This window comes from Dactylosporangium aurantiacum (assembly GCF_000716715.1).
Classification (GTDB): domain Bacteria; phylum Actinomycetota; class Actinomycetes; order Mycobacteriales; family Micromonosporaceae; genus Dactylosporangium; species Dactylosporangium aurantiacum.
Window position 1 is genome coordinate 194,575 of sequence record NZ_JNYJ01000001.1, and the last position, 22,114, is coordinate 216,688.

At 74.5% G+C, this 22,114-nt stretch carries 19 protein-coding genes and 2 tRNA genes; 4 read left to right on the forward strand and 17 right to left on the reverse strand.

What is annotated here, in order from left to right; genetic code table 11:
* Positions 1-134 precede the first annotated feature (134 nt).
* Positions 135-1,283, forward strand: coding sequence for an alanine racemase (alr, locus tag OP18_RS00895; RefSeq protein ID WP_211273397.1), 1,149 nt, complete (start codon positions 135-137; stop codon positions 1,281-1,283).
* A complete protein-coding gene (locus OP18_RS00900) occupies positions 1,276-2,346 on the forward strand; it encodes a D-alanine--D-alanine ligase family protein (protein WP_033356694.1) in 1,071 nt (356 codons plus the stop codon). The genes alr and OP18_RS00900 overlap by 8 nt, the downstream gene beginning before the upstream one ends.
* A gap of 51 nt (positions 2,347-2,397) precedes the next feature.
* Here the strand turns inward: OP18_RS00900 and OP18_RS00905 are convergent, their stop codons facing one another.
* Positions 2,398-4,419, reverse strand: coding sequence for an FAD-dependent oxidoreductase (locus tag OP18_RS00905; protein ID WP_052386032.1), 2,022 nt, complete (start codon positions 4,417-4,419; stop codon positions 2,398-2,400).
* A 72-nt stretch (positions 4,420-4,491) separates the two neighbouring features.
* Between OP18_RS00905 and OP18_RS00910 the strand changes: the two genes are divergently transcribed.
* The gene (locus OP18_RS00910) at positions 4,492-5,331 is read left to right on the forward strand and encodes a phosphoribosylaminoimidazolesuccinocarboxamide synthase (protein WP_081970192.1); all 840 of its coding nucleotides are present in this window, start codon (positions 4,492-4,494) and stop codon (positions 5,329-5,331) included.
* Between the two features lie 812 nt (positions 5,332-6,143).
* Here OP18_RS00910 and OP18_RS00915 read toward each other — a convergent pair.
* Together OP18_RS00915 and OP18_RS00920 are read right to left on the reverse strand one after the other, a co-directional pair.
* The gene (locus OP18_RS00915; RefSeq protein ID WP_033356696.1) at positions 6,144-7,058 is read right to left on the reverse strand and encodes a proteasome assembly chaperone family protein; all 915 of its coding nucleotides are present in this window, start codon (positions 7,056-7,058) and stop codon (positions 6,144-6,146) included.
* A gap of 233 nt (positions 7,059-7,291) precedes the next feature.
* A complete protein-coding gene (locus OP18_RS00920) occupies positions 7,292-7,906 on the reverse strand; it encodes a TetR/AcrR family transcriptional regulator (protein ID WP_052386033.1) in 615 nt (204 codons plus the stop codon).
* A gap of 84 nt (positions 7,907-7,990) precedes the next feature.
* Between OP18_RS00920 and OP18_RS00925 the strand changes: the two genes are divergently transcribed.
* On the forward strand, positions 7,991-8,914 hold the full coding sequence (locus OP18_RS00925) for an SDR family oxidoreductase (RefSeq protein ID WP_052386034.1): 924 nt from the start codon (positions 7,991-7,993) through the stop codon (positions 8,912-8,914).
* Positions 8,915-8,952: 38 nt separating this feature from the next.
* Here OP18_RS00925 and OP18_RS00930 read toward each other — a convergent pair whose 3' ends face one another.
* From OP18_RS00930 to OP18_RS00990, 14 genes are all read right to left on the reverse strand, one after another.
* Entirely contained in the window at positions 8,953-9,603 is a 651-nt protein-coding gene (locus tag OP18_RS00930) for a response regulator (protein ID WP_211273398.1), read from the reverse strand.
* Positions 9,600-11,237: a histidine kinase gene (locus OP18_RS00935; protein WP_052386035.1), complete on the reverse strand. Its 1,638-nt coding sequence runs from the start codon at positions 11,235-11,237 to the stop codon at positions 9,600-9,602. Before OP18_RS00935 ends, OP18_RS00930 begins: the two co-directional genes overlap by 4 nt.
* Positions 11,234-11,914: a YqeB family protein gene (locus tag OP18_RS00940; RefSeq protein WP_033356698.1), complete on the reverse strand. Its 681-nt coding sequence runs from the start codon at positions 11,912-11,914 to the stop codon at positions 11,234-11,236. The genes OP18_RS00935 and OP18_RS00940 overlap by 4 nt, the downstream gene beginning before the upstream one ends.
* A gap of 208 nt (positions 11,915-12,122) precedes the next feature.
* Positions 12,123-13,352 carry a vWA domain-containing protein gene (locus tag OP18_RS00945; protein WP_245635212.1) on the reverse strand — a complete coding sequence of 410 codons (1,230 nt, stop codon included), beginning with the start codon at positions 13,350-13,352 and terminating at the stop codon, positions 12,123-12,125.
* 113 nt (positions 13,353-13,465) lie between these two features.
* Positions 13,466-14,653 (reverse strand): AAA family ATPase, encoded by a 1,188-nt coding sequence (locus OP18_RS00950; protein ID WP_033356699.1) that lies wholly within the window; start codon positions 14,651-14,653, stop codon positions 13,466-13,468.
* 130 nt (positions 14,654-14,783) lie between these two features.
* Positions 14,784-16,235 (reverse strand): ankyrin repeat domain-containing protein, encoded by a 1,452-nt coding sequence (locus OP18_RS00955; protein ID WP_156089215.1) that lies wholly within the window; start codon positions 16,233-16,235, stop codon positions 14,784-14,786.
* A gap of 14 nt (positions 16,236-16,249) precedes the next feature.
* Positions 16,250-17,878 (reverse strand): ankyrin repeat domain-containing protein, encoded by a 1,629-nt coding sequence (locus OP18_RS00960; RefSeq protein WP_052386037.1) that lies wholly within the window; start codon positions 17,876-17,878, stop codon positions 16,250-16,252.
* Positions 17,875-18,999 carry a leucine-rich repeat domain-containing protein gene (locus tag OP18_RS00965; protein WP_033356700.1) on the reverse strand — a complete coding sequence of 375 codons (1,125 nt, stop codon included), beginning with the start codon at positions 18,997-18,999 and terminating at the stop codon, positions 17,875-17,877. Before OP18_RS00965 ends, OP18_RS00960 begins: the two co-directional genes overlap by 4 nt.
* Complete coding sequence (locus OP18_RS00970; RefSeq protein WP_211273399.1) at positions 18,993-20,288, reverse strand: SDR family NAD(P)-dependent oxidoreductase; 1,296 nt, start codon at positions 20,286-20,288, stop codon at positions 18,993-18,995. Before OP18_RS00970 ends, OP18_RS00965 begins: the two co-directional genes overlap by 7 nt.
* 47 nt (positions 20,289-20,335) lie before the next feature.
* Positions 20,336-20,409, reverse strand: a tRNA-Gly gene (locus tag OP18_RS00975).
* Between the two features lie 48 nt (positions 20,410-20,457).
* A tRNA-Ala gene (locus OP18_RS00980) sits at positions 20,458-20,530 on the reverse strand.
* A complete protein-coding gene (locus OP18_RS54350; protein ID WP_063745395.1) occupies positions 20,521-20,928 on the reverse strand; it encodes a VOC family protein in 408 nt (135 codons plus the stop codon). Before OP18_RS54350 ends, OP18_RS00980 begins: the two co-directional genes overlap by 10 nt.
* Before the next feature lie 50 nt (positions 20,929-20,978).
* Complete coding sequence (locus tag OP18_RS00985; protein ID WP_156089216.1) at positions 20,979-21,407, reverse strand: hypothetical protein; 429 nt, start codon at positions 21,405-21,407, stop codon at positions 20,979-20,981.
* 40 nt (positions 21,408-21,447) lie between these two features.
* Positions 21,448-22,011, reverse strand: a complete 564-nt coding sequence (locus OP18_RS00990) for an RNA polymerase sigma factor (RefSeq protein ID WP_033356702.1) — start codon at positions 22,009-22,011, stop codon at positions 21,448-21,450.
* Between the last annotated feature and the right edge of the window lie 103 nt (positions 22,012-22,114).

Below are 22,114 nucleotides of genomic sequence, written 5' to 3' on the forward strand. Positions count from 1 at the left end.
GTCTCGTGGCCCGGCCGGGCCCGGCGCATCGGCCCTGACCGCCGTCGCGGGGTGCACCTAGCCCCACCCCGCGGTTAACCGACAGTACTGTGACGCACGGTGACCACTATGATCGGCGGGACAGGGGGTGGGGCGTGCAACCAGTGGCCGAAGCGGTCGTCGATCTCGACGCCGTGGCGCACAACACGCGGCTCCTGTCCGGTCTCGCCGCCCCGGGCGCCGCCACCATGGCGGTCGTCAAGGCGAACGGGTTCGGTCACGGAGTGCTACCGGTCGCCCGCGCCGTGCTCGCCAGCGGCGCCACCTGGCTCGGCGTCACCTCGCTCGCCGAGGCCCGGCAGGTCCGCGACGCCGGCATCGACGCGCCCGTGCTCGCCTGGCTCTACGGCACCGACGACGACTTCGCCTGGGCGGCGCGGCACGGCGTGGACCTGTCCGTGTCCACCCCCGCGCACCTCGACGCGATGCCACCCGGCGTGACCGTCCACCTCAAGGTCGACACCGGCCTGACCCGCAACGGCGTCGCCTGGGCCGACTGGCCCGACCTGGTGCGCCGGGCCGCCGACCTGGAGCGGCGCGGCACGCTGCGGGTCCGTGGCGTCTGGTCGCACCTCGCGTCCGCCGACGACCCCGGCAACCCGTCGGTGCACCGGCAGCTCGAACGGTTCGAAGAGGCCCTCGCGGTGGCCGCCAAGGCCGGCCTGGAGCCGCCGCTGCGGCACCTGGCGAACTCCGCCGCCATCGTCGACGTGCCCGCCGCCCACTACGACCTGGTCCGCGCCGGTCTCGCGCTGTACGGGGTCGAACCGGTCGACGGCGTCGTCGCCGGGCTGCGCCGCGCGATGACGCTGCGGGCCCGCGCCGTCAACGTCAAACGCGTCCCGCCCGGCACCGGCGTGTCCTACCTGCACCAGTACGTGACCGACCGGGACACGACCGTCGTGCTCGTGCCCGCCGGCTACGCCGACGGGGTGCCCCGCCTGCTGAGCAACCGCGGCGCCGTCGCGATCGGCGGGGTCCGCTGCCCGATCGCCGGCCGGGTCGCGATGGACCAGTTCGTCGTCGACGCCGGTGACCTCGACGTCGCCCTCGGTGACGAGATCGTGCTGTTCGGCCCGGGCGACGGCGCCGAACCCACCGTGGAAGAGTGGGCGGCGTGGGCACAGACCAACCCGCATGAGATCTTGACGGGCATCGGCGCCCGTGTCCCGCGCACGTACATCGGCAACGCCGCGGCGCCGTCCTTCGGCGCCGCGTCCCGTAAGGAGCAACCGCATGGCTGAACGTCGCACCCGCGTCGCCGTCGTCTTCGGAGGGCGCAGCGGCGAGCACGAGGTCTCGTGCAAGTCGGCGCTGAGCATCGTGCGGTTCCTCGACCGCGCCCGCTACGAGGTGGTGCCGGTGCGCATCACGCCCAGCGGCACCTGGGTCTTCGGCCGCGACGCCGACTCGCCCGAGGCCCTCGACCTGGAGGGCCTCCTCGCGCTGACGAAGGAGACCGACGCGCCGGCGCTGGCCAGCCTCGCCGACGCCATCGTCGCGATGCGCGAGTGCGACGTGGTGTTCCCCGCCATCCACGGCCCCTACGGTGAGGACGGCACCATCCAGTCGGTGCTGGAGATGGTCCGCCTGCCGTACGTCGGCAGCGGCGTGTTCGCCAGCGCCGCCGGCATGGACAAGGAGTTCACCAAGCGGCTCCTCGTCGCCGACGGCCTGCCGGTCGCCGACGGTGTCGTGCTGCGCGGCGGCACCGGCACCGTGTCGCCGCAGGAACGGGAGCGGCTCGGGCTGCCCGTGTTCGTGAAGCCCTCCCGGGCCGGCTCCAGCCTCGGCGTGTCCAAGGTCGACGACTGGTCCGAGCTCGACGCCGCGCTCGCCGAGGCCCGCGCCAGCGACGCGAAGGTCCTCGTCGAGGAGATGGTCCACGGCCGCGAGGTCGACCTCGGCGTCCTGGAGCACCCCGACGGCTCCCTCCAGGTCGGCCCGCCGCTGGAGATCAGCTTCCCGGACAAGCACGAGTTCTTCGACTACGAGGCCAAGTACCTCGACCCGACGACGATCTTCGACATCCCGGCGAAGCTGGAGCCGCAGATCATCGAGCGGCTGCAGGACCTGGCGGTGCGCACGTTCCGCGCCCTGGAGTGCCGGGGGCTGCTGCGGGTCGACTTCTTCCTGCGCTTCGGCACCGAGCCGGTCATCAACGAGGTCAACACGTTCCCCGGGTTCACCGCCGTGTCGCAGTACCCGCAGATGTTCCGGGTCGCGGGCCTGGACTACCCGGCGCTGCTCGACGTGCTCATCGCCACCGCCCTGGCCCGCCAGCCGAAACCCGCGCTGGACGCCTGAACCGCGTTGTGCGGTGCCGCCCGGTGCACGTCAGGCGGCACCGCCGTGTGTTCAGGTCCGGACGAACCGCGCGGCGTCGGCGATCACGTAGCCGTCGGTCTGCTCGGTGCGGATCAGCACGCTGCCGGCGCTGCCGGCGGTGAACTGGAACGTGCCGAGCGCCACCCACTGCCCGCCGTTGACCCGCTGGTCCACGCTGAACGTGCTCACCCCGCCCGCGTGCACCACGTCCACCGGCACGTTGCCGGCCCGGTTCGCGTGCGCCGTCCAGCGCAGCTGCACCGTCCACGCGCCGGCCGCCGGCACGACCGGGGTGTACCGCAGCCGGTTGACCCCCTTGGCGGTGTTGCCGTCGTGCTCGTAGTCGCTGCCGTAGTAGCCGGCGATCGAGGTGCTCGACAGCCACGTGCCGGCGCGGGTGACCGTACCGGCGCCGCTACCGCCACCGCCCCGGCTGTCCATGACGACCTCCGACCCGCCGCCGACGTCGATGCGCTGCCCCAGGTCGCGCAGCAGCCCCTGCAGGGTGGTGACGTCGACCCGCTGCACGGGCGCGCCGGTGCTGACGGCGAGCCGCGCCGCGACCGCCGCCGACTGGCCCAGCACCATGAACACCGGCTCCATGCGGATCGAGCCGTACGCGATGTGGCTCGCCGACAGGCACACCGGCACCAGCAGGTTCGCGCACTGCGCCTCGAGCGGGACGATCGAACGGTAGCTGACCTGGTACGGGCCGGGCACCCCGACCTGCACGTCACCCTCGTTCTTCGCGACGCCGCCGACGACGAGCCGCTGGCAGTTGTGCGAGTCCATCGTGTAGCTGGCCAGCCCGACCGAGTCCGCGACCGTCGTGGTGCCGCGGCAGTTGTGCTCCGTCATCACGTACGCCGACACCATCCGGCGGGCCTCCCGCACGTACAGCATCGGCGGCCAGTGTCCGGTCGCGCCGAACTCGTCCGGGGCGAGCCCCCACGCGGCGGTGGCGTCACGGACCGTCGCCGGCACCCGCGGGTCGTTGGCCAGGAACCACATGAGTCCCTGCTGGTAGGTGCGGTGCTCGGCGACGACGGTGTCGCGCGCCGCGTACGACGCCGTCGGGTAGGCGGTGTTCATGCCGATGTCGTCGGTGGAGAACGCGCCGTCGTTGTTCGAGTCGGTCTTGCCGCCGCCGACGCCGACGGTGTTGAAGAACGGCCCCGTGTAGCCGGCCTCGATGTAGCGCAGCAGCAGCGCGTAGCGGCCCGCGTCGTAGCCGGCGGGCCGCGGGAACGGGACACGGTCGGCGGCCCTGGTCAGGCACATGCGGAAGTTGTACGCCTGGATCCTGCCGTCCCCGGTGCCGTTCGGCGCGAGGGTGCCGGGCGCCACCCCGGGCAGCAGCCCGCTGCCCGGGACGCCGGGCGTCACGTACGGGTCGACGGGCCTGGTGAACTGGTGCTTGTCGCGCAGCTGGACACCGTTGAGGGTCTCGCCGTAGACGGCGTTGCCCTCCCGCCCCACCGTGGTCGCGACGCCGGCCTGCGCCATCAGGTCACCCTCGTAGGTGGCGTCGACGTACACGAGGCCCCGGTACACCTGACCGTCCTGGGTGGACAGTTCGGTGATGCGGTTGCCGGCCTTGGCGACGGCGGCGAGCCGCTGTCCGAGGTGGACGGTGACAACCGCCTCGGTCAGCAGGTCGGCGAAGACGGCGGCGGCGACGTGCGGCTCGAACGTGAACCGGGCCGGCGACGTCGCGGTGACCGGGGTGCCGTTGTACTTGGCGTACACCCGCCGGTAGAACTCGTGCGACAGCCCACCGATCGCGGCCGTGTTGCCGGTGTCGGTGGCCCCGAGACCGGCGGTGGTCATCCCGCCGACGTGGGTGCCGGGCTCGACGACGACGGCGGTGCCGCCGGAGCGGCGGTACTGGATGGCGGCGGCGAGGCCGGCGGGGGTGGCACCGTAGACGACGAGGTCGGCGGTGACCACGGCGGCGCCGGCCCGGGTGGCCGGTTGGAGGAGAACGGCGCCCGTGCCGAGGAGGGTGGCCTGGAGGCCGGTGCGGATGAGCTGACGGCGGGTGTGCGGCATGCTGGTGCTCCTGCTGTGAGGGCTGTCCGGGGTCGCCGCACCCCTGAGATTGAAGGCAGTCTAAACGTTAGGCTGGCGGACGTGAAGCTGCTGCACTCGGGCAAGGTCCGCGACGTGTACCTCGACGGCGACGACCTGATCCTCGTCGCCTCGGACCGCATCTCCGTCTACGACGTGGTCCTGCCGACCCCGATCCCGGACAAGGGCGCGGTGCTCACCCGGCTGTCGCTGTGGTGGTTCGAGCAGCTCGCCGACATCGTGCCCAACCACGTGGTGTCCGCCACGGACGTCCCCGCCGAGTTCGCCGGCCGCGCGATCCGCTGCCGCCGCCTCGACATGGTGCAGGTCGAGTGCATCGCCCGCGGGTACCTGACCGGCCTCGGCCTCACCGAGTACCGCCGCGACGGCGCCGTCAGCGGCATCACCCTGCCCCCGGGCCTCGTCGAGGCATCCCGCCTGGACGAGCCGATCTTCACCCCGACGACGAAGGCGGCGGTCGGCGAGCACGACGAGTTCGTCACCTTCGACGACGTCGTCGCCCAGGTCGGCAAGGACCTCGCCGAAGAGCTGCGCGACCTCACCCTGCGCATCTACGCCCGCGGCCGCGACATCGCCGCCGAGCGGGGCATCATCGTCGCGGATACCAAGCTCGAGTTCGGCCAGGCCCCCGACGGCACCCTCATCCTCGCCGACGAGGTCCTCACCCCCGACTCGTCCCGCTTCTGGCCCCTGTCCGAATGGACCCCGGGCCGCGCCCAGCACTCCTTCGACAAGCAGTCGGTCCGCGACTGGTCCCGCAGCACCGGCTGGGACAAGACGGCGCCGGGCCCGGAGGTCCCGCCGGACGTGGTGGAGCGCACCAGGTCCCGGTACGTCGAGGTCTACGAACGGTTGACCGGCCTCACGTTCTGACCGGTTGCCGGCTTTCCCGGGCTTTCCGGGGCTTTCCGGGGCTTTCCGGGGCTGTGGATCTCTGACCCTCGGGTGACCGGGATCTTCTTCCGCCGAGGCGCCTCATCTCCCGTGAGGCGCTTCGTCTGTCTCCCGCGACGCGGCTCGTGCGACGGCTGGTCTCGTTCGTCTCCCGGGGCCACCTCGCCCGTCTCCCAGGGGCGCTACGTTTTCCGGGGCGCCTCGTTCGACGACGTGCTTACGTTCTCTTCGGGGCGCGTCGTTCCGGCAACGCGCCTCTCGATGAACGCGCGGCGTTTCGGCGGGCCATTGCCGATGCGGCTGCGATCTGGTCCGACAGCGCCCGTGCGGCAGGCTCCCGTTCCGCTGACGCCTGCCCCTGCCGGCCGTCGTCTGCCCCTGCCGGCCGTCGTCTGCCCCTGCCGGCCGTCCGCCTGGCCAGGCCCTGTGGCTTGCGCCTAGTCCATTCCAGCGGGCGCCCAGGCTGTTCCGGCCGTCGCCTAGCCCGGGACCGTCCGGCGCCTGAGCCCAGCGAGCACCCCGCGCGGCCCACGCCTGCGTCCGGCCCACGCCTGCGTCCGGCCCACGCCTGCGTCCGGCCCACGCCTGCGTCCGGCCCACGCCTGCGTCCGGCCCACGCCTGCGTCCAAGCGGCCCTCACGCTCCGCCGCCCGACCGGTCCGCTCCGCCGGCACCGCCAACCACCGCACCGACGTGCCGACCGCCTAACAGCACGGTACTCCACGCATACAAGTTGATCTCCGAGGTCGTCACGCCGTGTGAGTGCGACCCCGTCACCGGCGCTGGACGCGTTACGGGTTTTCGTCGTTGCGGGTCTGCTCGGCCAGGAAGCGTTCCAGTTCGGCGCCGATCTCGTCCGCCGTCGGCAGCGGGGCGGGGGAGTCGGCGAGCAGGTTGTTGCCCTGCCGGCCGCGGGTGTACGCATCGTACTGCTCCTCCAGGGCCCGCACGAGCGACGCCGCCTCGTCGGCCTGGGCGATCTGCACGTCGATCTCGGCGCGCACCGTCTCGGCGGCGGCGTGCAGCTCCTCGGTCGGCAGTTGCAGGCCGGTCGCCTGCGACACGCAGCTGAGCAGCTTCTCCGCCGCCGAGGGGAACTCGGCCTGCGCCACATAATGCGGTACGTGCACAGCGAAGCCGAACGCGTCACGGTCCTGCTGGCCGATCCTGAACTCCAGGAGGTTGCCCACGCTGCCGGGGACCTGGACGCGCTGCAGCCACGGCTCGAAGCCGGCGATCAGGTCGCGGCTCGTGCCGTGCGCGGTCACGCCGGTCGGGCGGGTGTGCGGCACCGCCATCGGGATCGCGGTCAGGCCGACGGTCGCGCGGACGTCGAACCGCTCGATGAGCTCGATGACCGCCGCGGTGAACCGCTCCCACTGCAGATCCGGTTCGGGGCCGTCCAGCAGCAGGAACTCGGTGCCGGTCGCGTCGCGCAGCACCCGCAGCAGCAGCCGGGGCTGCTCGTAGTGCTCCCAGTGGTCCTCGACGAAGAGCATCGGCGGGCGCCGGCTGCGGTAGTCGTACAGCTGGTCGAGGTCGAACGTCGCCACGGTACGCGGGGAGCCGACCGTCAGCAGGTGCTCACGGGCGAGGCGGCTCGCGTTGCCGGCGTCGACGAAGCCCGTCAGCGCGTGCACGAGCACCGGCCGGTCGACGGCCGGCAGGTCCTCGGTGAGCGTGTAGAGCTCGCTGGGGTTGAGCACCGGAACGCAGCCTCCTCGGTTTCGGTGGTGAAGCAGGTGAAGCAAGCGGAGCAGGTGGAGCAGGTGGAGCAAGCGAAGCGGTGGAGCAAGCGGAGCGGTGGAGCAAGCGGAGCAGGTGAAGCAGCTGGAGCAGTCAACGCAAGCAGAACAGTCAAGCAAGCAGAACAGTCAAGCAAGCAGAGCGGTCGAAGCACGTGAGGCGATTGACGCTTGCAACCCCTCAGCGCGCTCGATCATTCCATCCCGGCGGACCAGGGATTCGTGAGGATCGCGTACACCAGCTCGTCGACCGCCGGAGCGAGCGACGTGAACGACGGCCCGGCGCCCGTGTACGGGTCGGAGACCTGCAACATCATCTCGTGCACCCCTCCCACCAGGGCGATCGCCAGCAGCTGTGACAGCTTCGGGATGGCCGGGTCCGCGGCGCGGGCCGCATCGACCACCTCTACAAGCGTATCGGCGAACCGGCGCTGCATCTGCTGGCGCAACCGGTACGCCTTCGGCCCGGCCGCCTGGATCTCCACCAGCAGCGTGCGGGTCACCGCCGGCATGCTCTCCAAGGCGTTCAGGTACGCGTTCACCCCGTCGTTGATCATGCTCTTCCAGCTGCTGCCGCGGGTGGCGGCGCTCCTGACGACGGCGAGCAGGTGCACGCAGCCCTGCTCGTACAGCGCCATGAGGCACGCCTCCTTGTCGGTGAAGTGCTCGTAGAACGTGCGCTTCGACACCCGCGCGTGCATGACCACGTCGGCGATCGTGGTCGCCGCGTAGCCCTTCTCGGCGATCGCCGCCGCCAGCCCGCCCGTCAGCGCCTCCCGGACCTCCTCGGCGGTCCTCGTACTCGTCATGCGCGTGCCTTGGCCTTTCGCCAGAATGTCCGTGGGTGTTAGTTTGCCTGGTACTGAACGGTACCGCCGACGGGAGGCCCCACGGTGCAGCAGAGCTTGACCGGTCAGGTGGTGCTGATCACCGGCGCCGCGCGGGGCATCGGCGAGCACACCGCCCGCCTCGCCGCCGCCCGCGGGGCCAAGGTCGTCCTGGTCGGGCTCGAGCCGGACCGCCTCGCCGCCCTCGCCGCCGAGCTCGGCGGGGCCGCCTGGTTCCTGTGCGACGTCACCGACCAGGCGAGCCTCACCGCCGCCGTCGACGGTGCCGTCGCCGCGCACGGCCGCATCGACGCCGTCGTCGCCAACGCGGGCGTCGCCAGCCGCGGCACCGTCGCGACCGGCGACGTCGAGGCCCTGGTCCGCACCGTCGAGGTCAACCTGATCGGCGTCCTGCGCACCGCCGCCGCCGTCATGCCGCACCTCATCGCGTCCCGTGGCTATCTGCTCATCGTCGCGTCCGCCGCGTCGTTCGCCGCGCTGCCCGGCATGGTGCCGTACTGCGCCTCGAAGGCCGGCGTGGAGCACCTCGGCAACGCCCTGCGCCTGGAGGTCGCCCACCACGGTGTCCGGGTCGGCACCGCCCACCCGTCCTGGATCGACACCGACCTCGTGCGCGACGCCCAGGACGACATGCCCACGTTCCGCGAGACGCTGCGCAAGCTGCCGCCCCCGCTCGGCTCCACCACCTCGGTGCAGCGCTGCGCCGAGGCGTTCGTCGACGCCGTGCAGCGCCGCCGCCGCAAGGTCTTCGTGCCGCGCAGTGTCGCCGTCGTGTACTGGCTGCGCACGTTCTTCGGCAGCCGCCTCGCCGAGCGCGTCGTGGAACGGCAGGCCCGCACCAGTGTCCCCGCCATGGAGGAGCAGGTGCGCACCCTGCGCCGCGGCTTCGGCGCGCACACCGCGGTCGGCCTGCCGGTGCCGGGCGAGGCCCCGTCGCCGGGTTTCATCGCCGACCGCTACCACCGCTGAGCCGGCCCCCACCGTCCCGGCGGCGGCGCCGGCCGCGGTCAGCCCGTGCGGCTCTCGTGGACGAGGATCGCGACCTGCACCCGGTTGGTGCAGCCCAGCTTCGTCAGGATCCGCGACACGTACGTCTTCACCGTCGCCACGCTCATCAGCAGCGCCGCGCTGATCTCGGCGTTGGACCGTCCCTCGGCGACCGACTCGGCCACCTTCAGCTCCGCCGGCGTCAGCGCCGTCAACGCCCGCACCGCGGCGGCACGACGCCCGGCCGTGTCGTCCCGCACGACGTGGGCGACGAGGCGGCGGACCACCGACGGCGACAACATCTGCTCGCCGGCCGCGACCCGCCGCACCGCGTCGAGGATCGCCAGCGGCGGGGTGTCCTTCAGCAGGAACCCGTGCGCCCCCAGCCGCAACGCCCGCAGCACGTGCTCGTCCGTGTCGAACGTGGTCAGCACCACCACCGCCCCCGGCACACCCTCGGCCCGCAGCGTCTCGAGCGCGGCGAGCCCGTCCATCCGCGGCATCCGGATGTCCATCAGCACCACGTCGGGCCGGCTCGCCCGCACCACCCGGACCGCCGCCGCGCCGTCGCCGGCCTCGCCGACGAGCTCCAGCCCCGGGTCGCCGCCGAGCACCATCGCCAGCCCCGCCCGCACCAGCGCGTCGTCGTCGACGACCACCACCCGGATCATTCCGGCCACGGCAGCCACGCCTCCAGATGGAACCCGACCTCACCGCACCGCGCCCCGCCGGGCTGGACCGCCGCGCCGGTCTGGACCGCCGCGCCGGGCTGAACCATAGCGCCCGGCTGGACCGACGCGGCGTGCTGCACCGCCGCGCCGGGCTGAGCCGTCGTGCCGGGCCGGGCCGTCGTGCCGGGCCGGGCCGGCGTCCCCGCTGGCCGGCGCGCCGCGGCTGGCTCGCCGGGCCCGGTGGCGTGACCCGGCGCCGGGCAGGGCTCGGCGTGGCGCGGGCCGTGCTCCAGCCGGCCGCCGGCCAGGGCGACCCGCTCGGCGAGCCCGACCAGCCCCGACCGCGAGCCGGGCAGCGCCGGGCCCACCGGGTGGGCCGGCAGCCGGTTGCGCAACCACACGTGCAGCTCACCGCCGCCGGTCCGGTCCAGGCGCACGGCGACCGCCGCCCCCGGGGCATGCTTGCGGGCGTTGGTCAGGCCCTCCTGCACCAGCCGGAACGCGGTCCGGTTGACCGCCGCCGGCAGCGTCGCCACGGCGCCCGTGAGCCGGTTCTCCAGGTAGACGACGGTGCCCGCGCGGCGCACCTCGTCGATCAGCTCGTCGAGGTCGGCCAGGTCCAGCCGCGGCCGCAGCTCGTCGTCGTCGCTGGTACGCAACACGCCGAGGATCTCCCGCAGCTCCTCCATCGCCTGGTGCGCGCTGGCCCGGATCGTGCCCCCGGTCTGCGCCACCTGCTCCCGGGTCAGGTCCCGGCGGATCTCCAGCGCCCCGGCGTGCAGGCTGATGAGCGAGATCCGGTGGGCGAGCACGTCGTGCATCTCCCGGGCGATCCGCTCCCGTTCCAGCCCCCGCAGCAGGTCGGCGCGCTGCCGTGCCTCGGCCTCGGCACGTACCGCCCGCACCCGCAGCGACGCGATCAGCTCCCGCCTGGTGCGCACCGTCACCCCCCACGCCACGACGATCGCCAGGATCGCGAGGGCCGCCGTGTTGGCGCCGACGACCCGCAGGTCCGGGTCCGGGTACCGGATCGTCAACGGGATGGCGACGACGAAGTGCGCCGCCGCGACGGCGACCGCCACCCGGAACCGCCGGTGCACCGCCACCGTGAACACGGCGATCGTCGTCGCCCCACCCACGAAGTCGGTCAACGCCGCCGGGACGAGCAGCAGCAGCGCCACATGTACCGGCCACCGCCGCCGCCACCACATGAGCACCAGCGCCGGCACCGCCACGGCGGCCGACAGCAGCAGCCGCTCCTCACTGAGGGTGCCGTTGTCCAGCCCGGACGAGGCCGCCACGACCATCGTCAACGCGGAGATGACGAACACGCTGACGTCGACCGCCAGGTTCCGCGCCCGGCTCCCGGACGCACCTCCGCCCACCGCCGCGGTGGCGGTGCCACCGGCCCCGGCTGCCGTGCCCGAACCGGCACCGCGGGCCGTATCTGACGCGGCACCGCGGGCCGTGTCGGACGCCGCACCGCGGGCCGTGTCGGACGCCGCACCGCCGGCCGTGGCCGGATCGGTGGTCGCCGCGCCGCAGGCGGGCGTGCCGTCAACCGTCGCGCCGCCGACCGCCGGGGCGTCGGCGTGGCCCGGGCCGGCGTGGGTGCTGCGGGCGGGCGGGCTCATGAGCGCACCAACGGTCGCCAGTGCTGGGTGGTGCCGTCGTCGCGGACCGTGTACCCGAGCCTCTGCACCTCGTCGCGCAGCTCGGCGGCGTCGGTGAGGCTCTTGTTGGTCAGGGCGACCGCCCGCGCGGCGAGCACCGCGTTGACGGAGCCCGGCAGGTCCGGCAGGTCGGGCACCCAGCGCCGGAACAGGTCCGCGTACGGGTCGCGCTCCAGCCACGGATACCCGTGCGCCCGGAACGCCCGGCCCACGCGGGCGTCGCCGGCGCCCTCCAGCCGCTCCCGGACCACCTGCCGCGACTCCCGGTCGAGCACGACGAGGTGCCGCCCGTCGACGAACACGGCGGTGACCTCGCCCCGCGGCACCGTGCGCGTGGTGTCGCCCAGCCGCAGCCGCAGCCCCGTGCCGGCGACCGTGACCCGCAGCGTCTCGTGCACGGCGAGGAACGCGAGCACGAGACCGAGCAGCAGCCCCGCCCCGATCAGCGCCACCCGCCCGAACCCACCGTCGAGCGCCGCGATGAGCCGCACCGGCCCACCGAACGGCACCCACGGCAGCCGCAGCAGCCACCGCGCCAGCACCGGCAGCCCCCACCCCGCGGCGAGCCCGACCAGGGGGAACCCCACCCAGATCAGCCACCGGTCGGCGCGCGTGAGCCCCAGCTCGTGTTCTGCCATGTGACTCACGGTAGGTAGGCGCGCCGCCCCCGCACAGTCTCCGAAAGTCGTCGCGTCGTCCATCCCGCCCAATCAGCTCGCCCCCCGCCGTGCCGCCCTTCCGCTGCGTCACCCTCGCCGCCGGACCGCCTCCTGCCGCCCGTCGCGAGCGCCCTGCCCGTTCCTGTGACGTCGTGCGCCGAGGTGGCGGTGCCGGGGTGTGGGCCGCCTACGTGGCCGCCGGGGTGATGTGGACGGACTCGACCCAGGCGGGCGGCTGCGGCGGGTCGGCCCCGATCAGTCCCGCGACGAGCCGGCAGGAGGTCGGCTCGTCCGGCCACGGGGTGTACCCGTCGGTGAGGACGACCACGATCTGCGGACGGTCCGGGGAGCGCAGCGCCGCGGCGATACCGACGCGCATGTCGGTGCCGCCGCCACCGCCGAGCTCCACCTGCTCCGTCTTCACCACGCGGGTCACGGCGTGCACGTCGGCGTCGCAGGCCACGACCGTGACCCGGTTGCCGCGGATGCCGACGGTCCGCAGGACGCCGGTCACCTCGCTCAGGGCGGCGGCCAGGTCGTCGGTGCCCATCGAGCCGGACGTGTCGACGATGACCGCGACCCGCGGCAGCGGCCGGCGCAGGCTCGGCAGGACCACGCCGCGCATGGCGCCGGTGCGGCGCCCCGGGCGCGCGTACGTGTAGTCGACCGCCCCGCTGGCCCACGCGACCGCCTGGCGCAGCGCGCCGGTCAGCAGGCGGCGCCAGTCGACGACGGGCTCGGCGATCTCGTCGGCCCAGCGCTGCCAGCCGGCGGGCACCGTGCCCCGGGACCGGACATGGGCGCGGATCGCGTCGGCGGTCTGCCGGCGGATCGCGACCGCCTCCACGTCACGGACGGCCGGACCTGCGTCGTCGCCGATCTCGCCGCGGACGGGCAGGCCGTGCGCGCCGGACCCGCACTGCACCGGATGTGCGTGGGTGTGCGGGATCCCGGCCAGGTACTCCTCGAACAGCCGCCCGTCCGGCAGCCCGAACGTCGACGGCTCCACCCGCGACGCCGGCAGGGTCAGCCGGTCGGCGACGAGGTCGTCGTTGATCTCGCAGTCCTGGGCGAGGTTGACCCGCAGGTGGTCGGTGCGGTCGGCGGCCGGCAGCCGCTCGGCGCGGCCGTGGTGGTCGCGCAGCAGGTGCGCCACCTCGTGGATCCACACCCCGGCGAGCTCCTCGACGGCGTGCCGGTCGACGAACTCCGGCGAGACATACAGCCGCCACCGCCGGTCGACGCCCATCGTCGACAGGTGCCGGCTCGGCACGACCGACAGCGCGTAGAGCGCCGTGGCCAGGTAGGGCCGCAGCATCGCCGCCCGGTACCGCGCCGCGAGCAGCTTCGTGCGGTCCAACGCCCGCCCCGCCGGCACGACCTCCGCGGCCTCGACCCCCGCGGCCTCGACCTCCACCGGTGCAGCCTCCGCCGCCGCAGCCGCCGCCGCGACGTCCGCCGCCGCAGCCTCCGCCATCGCGGCGGTCGCCGGTGGACCGTCGGCCGGGACCGCCTCAGCGGGCAGACCTGTCACCGCAGGGCACCGGACAGGCTGAGAATGTCGATGAACGCGTCGATCGTCGCCGGCACCGGCCACGCCGGCTGGCGCATCGCGGCCAGGTCGGCGGCGGCCCGGGCCGCCACGTCAGGGACGCCGGCCTCGACGGCCTTGCCCAGCACGGTCCAGCCGGCCTCCCACCGCTCGCGGGTCGTGTTGCTCTGCACGGCGGACACGATCGCGGTCAGGAACGCCAGCTGCCGGTCGCCGCGCGTCGGCAGCTGGAACGCGTCGGGGTTGGCCAGGACCCGGTTGGGGTCGGGCAGGTCGAGCTCGTCGAGGTAGTTGACCAGCTCCAGGCCGGCGCCGTCGCCGATCGCGCCGATGAGCGCCGTGGACAGGGCGGGCCGGGTCGCGTCGCTGGCCATGCCGAACGTCAGCAGCCGCAACGCCATCTCCCACGTGCGCGGCGACGGCCACGCCCCGCCGCGGGCCTCGGCGTCGGCGGGCAGGTGGTGCGCCAGGCCTGGCCGGGCGGTGAGGAACCCCGACAGCGTGCCCCGGGCCCGCGCCAGAGCCGACGCCGACTTCCTCGGGTCGACGCGGGGGATGTCGGCGGTCGGCCAGGTGCCGGCGAGGCCGCGGGCGACGACCGCCGGATCGTGCGTCCAGTGCAGGTGGACGAACCGGTTGGCCAGCGGCGGGCTGAGGTGCCAGCCGTCGGCGGCGCTGGACGGCGGGTTGGCCGCCGCGACGACCCGCACCGCGGGCGGCAGCTCGAGGCTGCCGACGCGCCGCTCCAGGACCACCCGCAGCAGCGCCGCCTGCACGGCCGGCGGCGCCGAGGACAGCTCGTCGAAGAACACCAGCCCGTAGCCGCGCTTCGCCAGCCGGACCGCCCAGTCCGGCGGTGCCATCGGCACGCCCTGGGTCGCCGGGTCGTCGCCGACGACGGGCAGGCCGGCGAAGTCGGACGGCTCGTGGATGCTGGCGATGACCGTCTCCATCGGCACCTCGAGCCGGTCGGCCAGCTGCTGCAGCGCCGAGGACTTGCCGATGCCGGGCTCGCCCCACAGCAGCACCGGCAGGTTGGCGGACACGGCGAGGGCGAGCGCCTCCAGCTGCGTGTTGTCGCGACGCTCCACGCGGGTCGAACGGGTCGCGGCGAGCAGCTCGTCGGCCGCGGCGAGCAAGGTCAGCGCCGTGGGTTCTGCGGTCATGCGCGACACGGTAGCCGTCAGGTACGACATTTCCCGACCCGATTCCCGGCCTCAGGACAGCGCCCTCAGCAACGCCAGGTCAGGCACCACCGAGACAGTCCCGCAACGGCCCCGCCGCGGCAGCCACCGGTCACGGCAGGTCGGCCGGGTCGGCCCCCAGGCTCAGCAGCGCCTGGACCGCCTGCGGTGTCCCCCCGGCGGTGACGGCGTGCCACAGCGGCGACCGCCCGCCCCCGTCGCGCGCCTGCGGGTCGAGCCCGGCGTGCCGCAGCCGCGCCACCACCGGCTCCGGCTGCGGCAGCCACGCGAGCAGGTGCAGCAGCGTCCGGCCGGAGCGGTCCCGCAGGTGCGGGTCGAGCCCGGCGTCCAGCCACGCGGCGAGCGCCGGCCCGTCACCGTTGACCGCGTGCTCGACGACGTCGCGCCGGCGCAGCCGCAACGCCTTCGGGGTCCACCCCTGGGGGCCGCGCCACCCGGCATGGGCGGCGAAACACCCGCGCAGCGGCGCGCCGCCGAGCGCGTGCAGGGCCAGCTCCCGGCGGAGCTCCTCGGCGGTGTGGTGGCCGTCGCCGAGGACGTGCCAGACGCCCTGGCAGCGCACCCGGACCGGCGACATGTCCGGGACCGCGTCGGGCGGGCCGTCGAAGAGTCCGGCGAGACCGGGGAAGAGCGCGTCGCCGACGAGGGGGTGCAGGTCCTCCAGCGGCAGCAGCCGGTGCCGGACGAGGTCGAAGTCCACCGGCCGCTCGACGAGGACCACCGGCAGGTCCGGCGACGGCCGGTCGCCGCCGCCGTGGGAGACCCGCAGGTCCGGGTCGACGGTCAGCCAGGTGCCGGTGGTCGAGCCGAGCCGGACCCGGATCCGGTCGCCGCGGGCGGCCACCGCGGCCCGCACCCGGGTCAGGTCGACGCGGGCGTCGCGTAGGGACGACCTGATCCACGACCGCTGCTCGACCAGCGCCCGCAGCGGCTCCACGTCGAAACCGGCGAGGCTCCACGCGGCCGCCCAGTCGCCGGTGTCCTGGGCGGCGAGCACCCGCTCCGCGGCGGTCCACGCCGGCTCGGGCAGCCGCTCGCCGGTCGCGGTGAAGCCCGGCAGGTGCCCGTCGTACCCGCCGCAGCGCTCCAGCAGCGCACCGGCGTGCCGGCTGTCCCACCGTTCCCGGGCGTGCTCCAGGCCGTGCAGCGCGCCCAGCGGACCGGCGTCGTCGAGCCCGGCGAACACCAGCTCCAGGCGCCGGCTCGGCGTGCCGGGGTGCCGGGGACGCACCTGCAGCGCCTGCCGCCCGTGTACGGCCAGCGGCACCCCCGCCCGCACCACCGGCGGGTCGGGCACGGGCCGCAGCAGGTGCCAGCGCAGCAGGTCCGGGGCGAGGTGGCGCAGGTCGTCCTCGACGGCCGCGGCGACCTCGGCGCCGTGCTCCCGCCGGATCCGGGCCGGGTCGAGGGCGACGTCGACGCCGGCCGCGTCGCAGGCGCCGCGCCAGTCCCCGGCGAGCCGGCGCTCGGTGGCCCGCCCGATCATCCAGCGGGGCACCGCGAACTGCCGCAGCCGCCGCCACGCGCGCAGCTGCCTGGTCACCCGGAAACCGGCGTTCACGCGTCGGGCGGGCGCAGGAACGCCAGCTCGGTCCCGCCGTAGCGGTCCAGGGTGTCGGCGAGGGACACGCCCTGGTCGTCGACGGTGTCCGGGTCGGCGCCGGCGTCCAGCAGCGCCCGGGCGACGAACGCGGGGCCGGTCTCGTTCACCAGCGCCTGCAGCGGGGTCATGCCGCGCCGGTCCCGGGCGTCGACGTCCAGGCCGGCGGCGAGGAGCCGGTCCAGCAGCGGCAGGTCGCCGGGGCCGGCCAGCAGACCGCCGAGGTGGTGCAGCAGCGTCCGGCCGTGCGGGTCGCGGGCGTGCGGGTCGACGCCGGCGTCGAGCAGCTCCAGCACCCCCGCCAAGTCGCCGTGCTGGGCCCGCAGCATGAGGTCGCGGCGCAGCTCGTGCAGGGCGCGGGGGAGCGTCGAGCCGGGCTCGCGCCAGCGGCGTTCGGCGGCGAGGCACCCGTACACCTGACCACCGAGCGCGACCAGAGCCTCCTCACGGCGCCGCTCGTCGTCGTCGTGCGGGATCTCGAACCGTCCGCCGGTCATCCGCACGTGGTGCCACGCACCGCCGCGGCAGCGCAGCCGGGCCTCGGGTGCCGGTGGGGGCGTCGCCCGCGGCAGCAGCGGCGGCGCCTCGGGGAAGAACGCGGCGTGCACGAGCGGGTGCAGCGCGGTGACGGGCAGCGCGCCGGCGCGGAGCAGCTCGCCGTCGATCGGCCGCTGGTAGGGCGCCGGGTCGAGGTGCCAGTCGGCGTCGCGGTCCCGGTAGCCGGTCGGCACCCATTCGCCGGTCAGCCGCCCGCCGTCGAACCCGGTGAGCCGCACGACGTGGCTCCAGCCGAACGGCAGCCCGACCTGCGCGCCGCCGGCGGCGCCGGCCTTCTTCCGGGCGGCGTCCACGACGGCGGCGTGCTCGCCGAGGAACCCCTGCCAGTGCTGCCGCAGGATCCGTTCGGTCCAGTTGTTCGGTGGCTGCGGCGGGGCCGGGACGTCGGCGCCGGCCGCCTGCCACGCCTCGCGGTGCCGCCCCGCGTCGTGCAGGGCCAGGATCCGCTCGGCGCGCCCCCACGCCCGCTCCGGCAGCGGGTTGCCGGCCGGGTCGAAGAACGGCAGGTGGGTCCAGCCGCAGCCGGCCAGCAGCGCACCGGACGCCCGGGCGTCCCACAGGTGCCGGCGGTCGCGGTAGTCGTGCATGGCGTGGAAGGGGCGGGGCCCGTCGTCCCATTCCCAGTCGTCCCACGCGTCCGGGTCGAGGGGTTCGGCGGTGACGAACAGGCGCAGCCGCTGCGAGCCGAAGCCGACGCGGGTACCGCCGACGTACAGCGACGGGCCGTCGGCGGTGCCGGCGAGCTGGACGACCTGCCGGGCGTCGAGGTGGGTGTCGCCGCGGCCCGGTTTGCGGGGCAGGTGCCAGCGCAGCAGGTCGGGGGCGAAGTGGGCCAGGTCGTCGGAGAACGGCGCGAAGTCGCCGCGGTCCACGGCGGCGGCGTCCACGTCGACGTTCGCGGCGGCGCAGGCGGCCCGCCAGTCGCCGGCGAGCCGGGCCCGCGTCGCGGCCAGGATCATCGACGGGGGTGTCGCCCAGCGCCGGACCCGGGCCCAGTTGCCGGCGCCGGCGCGGGTCAGTGTCGTCACCGGTACACGCTCACGATCTCGCTGCCCGGTCCGGCGTCGGCCGGCGGGAGCAGCGCGCTGATGGCCCGTTTCACGCGGCGCGGCACGTCCGGGCCGAGCGCGAGACGGGTCAGGTCGGTGGAGGGCAGCGCCGCGAGCAGCGCCTTGGCGCCGCGCCCGCCGACGCCGGTGTGGCGCAGGTCGAGCCGGCGCAGCCGGGTGCCGGGCAGCGCCGCGGCGAGCAGCGCGGCACCGTCGTCGCCGACCACGTTGTCGGCGGCGCCGAGCACCCGCAGCGACTGCGGCCGGCTCAGGTCGAGGCTGTCCAGCAGCGGCAGGTGGCCGGCGACGGCGGCGACGGTCGCCGGGGACAGGCCGTTGCCGCCGAGGCCGAGGGTGCTGCCGGGCGCGTGCAGGGCGTCGACGACGGGGCCGACGCCGTCGTCGCCGAGCCGGTTCGCGGCCAGGAACAGCCCGCGCACCCCGGCGTCGCGCACCAGCCGGGCCAGCAGCGGACCCGCGGACGGGCCGAGGCCGTTGCCGCCGAGGAACACCCGGGTCACCGGGGCCGGCCGGGCGGCGAGCGCCTCGACGAGCGTCTCCAGCCCGGCGACGGTCAGGCCCGTGTTGACCAGGTCGACGGTGTCGATGGTGGTGTTGCGCCGCAGTGTCGCGGCGAGCGCGGCCACCCCCTCGTCGCCGAGCGGGTTGCGTTTCAGCCACAGCGCCCGCACCCGGTCGTCGGCGGCGAGCCGCTCGAACAGCGGCGCCGCGCCGGCCGCGTCGATGGCGTTGCAGCCGAGGTACAGCGTCTCGACCCGGTGCCCGCGCGGCAGCCCGGACGCGAGCGCGGCGGTGCCGGTGGCGCCGAGACCGTTGGTGCCCAGCAGCAGGTGCACCGCGTGCGGCGAGCCGACGACCCGGTCCAGGACCTGGGTGACGCCGGCCGGTCCGAGCCCCTGCTTGCACAGGTCGACCCGGCCGTCGGGCTGCAGCGTGCCGAGCGGGAACCGTTCGGTGCCGCGGACCGGCTCCGGGTCGGTGAGCCGCCGCAGCAGCGGCGACAGGTCGGCGAGGTCGGCCGGCGCGACCGCCGGCACCGCCAGGACCGGGCACGCGATCTCGGGAGTGTGCTCTACCACTGCACCACCTGGTAGTCCTTCAGGAAGACGCCGGAGATCCGGTCGCCGTGCACGCCGCGCACGATCGGGTCGTACACCCGGGCGGCGCCGTCGACGACGTCCAGCGGCACCCGGAACCCGGCCTCGTGGAAGGCCTCCTTCGTGCCCTGCGGTCGCTCGTCGGTGACCCAGCCGGTGTCGACGCTGGTGACGTGGATGCCGTCGCGGGCGTAGTCCTCGGCGATGGTCCGGGTCAGCATGTTCAGGCCGGCCTTGGCCATGTTCGTGTGCGGGTGCCGGCTGGTCTTGTTGCGCCGGCTGAAGCTGCCCTCCATGGCCGACACGTTCACCACGTACCGGTCGGGGTGCGGCGAGGCGAGCATCAGCGGGCGCAGCCGGGCGGTGAGCAGGAACGGCACGAACGCGTTGACCACCTGCACCTCCATCCACTCCCGCGGGGTGACCTCGTGCAGGTGCAGCACCCAGCTGTTGACGGGGCGCAGGTCGAGCGGCTCGCCGGTCTCGTCGACCAGGCCGAGCGGGAAGTAGTCCACTGTGGAGCGTGGTGCGGGGACCTGCGTCGCCGGGACCACCGGCACCGGCGCCGGCAGGGCCCGCCGCTCGGCGGCGCGCAGGGCGCGGTGGTACTCGTGCGGCCGGGAGATCGTCTGCGCCGCGTTGTTGACGAGGATGTCGAGGTGGTCCCAGCGCTCGGTGACCGCGTCGACGAGCCCGACGACGGCGGGCAGGTCCAGGAAGTCCACGCCGTGCACCCGCAGCCGGCCCTGCCACTCGGCGAAGTCGGTCTCGGCGGCGAAGCGGCGGGCGGCGTCGTGCGGGAAGCGGGTGGTGACGATGACGTCGGCGCCGTCGCGCAGCAGCTTCAACGCGGTCTGGAAGCCGATCTTGATCCGGCCGCCGGTGACGAGGGCGCGCCGGCCGCGCAGGTCGCAGCGGGCGGTGCGGCGGGCCGTGTTGCCGGTCGAGCACGGCTGGCACATGAGCGGATACGCGCGGTTGACGGTGCGGTAGTGCTGCTTGCACACGTAACAGCGCCGGGCCCGCAGCAGCGTCGCGTCCTCGGGCGGCCCGCCCCGGCCGTCGTCGCTGCCGGCGCCGGTCAGCAGCCGCAGGTCGTGGGCGCCGGTCGCGGTGCGCCTGGCCGTCTTGCGCAGCTTCTTGTGGCTCTTGTACGCGCTGACGACCGCCTCACGCACCTGCCGCGCCGACGGGTCGTCGTCATCCGCGCCGTTGAGCGCGGCGAGCACACGGAGGCAGGCCGCGACGTCGGAGGGGTCCAGACGAGGCACCGGCAGAGCCTAGCCCCTGCGCGCAAGCCGTAGGTGCGTGGACCGTTTGGTGGACCGGCCGGAATCGAACCGGCGTCCTCCGCTCTGGCAAAGCGGTGCGTCGACCTCTGCGCTACGGCCCACCGCGCTGCAGCATAGCCGCGCGGCGGCGGCGCGCGGTCGATGAGGGCAGAGCCGGTCGGAATCGAACCGACGTCCTCCAGCGTGCTGTGCCGGCGCGACGACCTCTGCGCTACGACCCTGCCGGCGGGTAGCTTAGTACCCTCGTGCGAGGTTGGTAGAGCTGGTGCAGCACGAAGGTGTTGCCGTCGGGGTCGGAGAAGCTCGTGACCCGCGAGAACGGCCCTTCCTCGATCGGCCCGTCGAAGATGATGCCGCGCTCCGACAGCTCCTCGTAGGTCTTCTCGATGTCGTCGGTGTCCAGCACAATGCCGCGCAGCGAGCCGGCCGGCATCGTCTCGAACCAGGTGACGAGCGTGAACGCGGTCTGGCCGTGCCTGGGCGCCACCTCGACCCACCGGCGGTCGCCGGTGTCGTTGTCGCTCACCAGCTCCCAGTCCAGTGCGTTGACGTAGAAGTCGCGTGCCCGGTCCTGGTCGCTCACCGGGATGGACACGATCTGCACGTGATCGATCGGCATGCCTTGCAGGGTACCGCCGGAAGTGTCCGTCTCGTGGCGAATCGCACCTGTTACAGCAGGACCCATTCGGTGTGGACGGCCGCCCCGCCGGCGGGCTCGCACCGCAGCCGGACGGACCCCGCCACGACGCCCTGGAACCGGAACCGGCCCTCGTCGTCGACGTCGGTCTCCTGGCTGCCGCCGGGGGACTCCAGCACCACCCGCGCCGGCACCGGCGGGGACACCTCGCCGACCATCTCGACCCCGCCCTCGCGGGTCGTGGCCTGCACGTCGATCGTCAGCGAGCCGCCGAAGAACGAGAGCAGCCGCGGCGAGCCGCCGCCGCGGACCGCGACGAGCCGATGCGCGGCGGAGTCGGCGGTGAGCCTCGCGAGGGCCGCGTCCGGGTCGCGCCAGGCGATGCTGGCCCGCGCCGCGGACAGGACGGCCTCCGGCACCGGGTCGCGCCGGCCCGCGATGTCGCGCAATGCCCTCAGCACTGCTTCCTCCCCGATCATCGGGTCGGCCCAGCCCAGAACGTCATGTCGAACCCAATCTGCGTCGCAGCGCGCCGAGGCAGCGCTGCCGGGTCGGTCCGATGCTGCCGACCGGCACGTCGAGCGCCGCCGACACCTCGGCGTAGCTCGGCGGGGGATCGGCGATGAGCACCCGCAGCAGCTGCTGGCAGGGGCCCGACAGCGCGCGGAACTCGTGCCACAGCGCCGCGTCGCGCTCGTCGCGCAGGACACCGGCGTCGGGCTCCTCGTCGTCGCCGGCCAGGGCCCCGCCGATGATGCCGACGAAGTCGGTGGCCGCGCCCGCCGGCACGTCGCGCCCGCCGCGGCGCAGCAGGGCCAGGGCCTCCCGGCGGGCGGTGGTGGCCAGCCACGAGCCGAGCTTGTCCGGGTCGCGGACGTCCGCGATGTGCTCGACCAGGCGCAGCCAGGTCGCCTGGCTCACGTCGGAGGCGTCGGACTGGCCGAGCTGGAAGCTGCGCGCGACCGACCAGACAAGGTTGGCATATCTGTCCACGATGGACTCCCAAGCCTTCTGGTCGCCGGCGGCGGCCGCCCTCAGGACCGCGGCGTTTTCAGGCTCAGCCATGGTCTCGAAGGCTATCACCGTGGCTGCCGGGAGACGGGATGCGGCGACTCGCGTGCCGCACCCCGTCACCCCCCTCCCCCTGGTGTGGCTTCGCTGGTCCGGG

Bases quoted from the DNA above. Each gene is read 5' to 3' on its own strand.
- OP18_RS00900 (WP_033356694.1), top strand. From the start codon at position 1,276: ATGGCTGAACGTCGCACCCGCGTCGCCGTCGTCTTCGGAGGGCGCAGC.
- OP18_RS00905 (WP_052386032.1), bottom strand. From the start codon at position 4,419: ATGCCGCACACCCGCCGTCAGCTCATCCGCACCGGCCTCCAGGCCACC.
- OP18_RS00920 (WP_052386033.1), bottom strand. From the start codon at position 7,906: ATGACGAGTACGAGGACCGCCGAGGAGGTCCGGGAGGCGCTGACGGGC.
- OP18_RS00930 (WP_211273398.1), bottom strand. From the start codon at position 9,603: ATGATCCGGGTGGTGGTCGTCGACGACGACGCGCTGGTGCGGGCGGGG.
- OP18_RS00935 (WP_052386035.1), bottom strand. From the start codon at position 11,237: ATGAGCCCGCCCGCCCGCAGCACCCACGCCGGCCCGGGCCACGCCGAC.
- OP18_RS00940 (WP_033356698.1), bottom strand. From the start codon at position 11,914: ATGGCAGAACACGAGCTGGGGCTCACGCGCGCCGACCGGTGGCTGATC.
- OP18_RS00950 (WP_033356699.1), bottom strand. From the start codon at position 14,653: ATGACCGCAGAACCCACGGCGCTGACCTTGCTCGCCGCGGCCGACGAG.
- OP18_RS54350 (WP_063745395.1), bottom strand. From the start codon at position 20,928: ATGCCGATCGATCACGTGCAGATCGTGTCCATCCCGGTGAGCGACCAG.
- OP18_RS00990 (WP_033356702.1), bottom strand. From the start codon at position 22,011: ATGGCTGAGCCTGAAAACGCCGCGGTCCTGAGGGCGGCCGCCGCCGGC.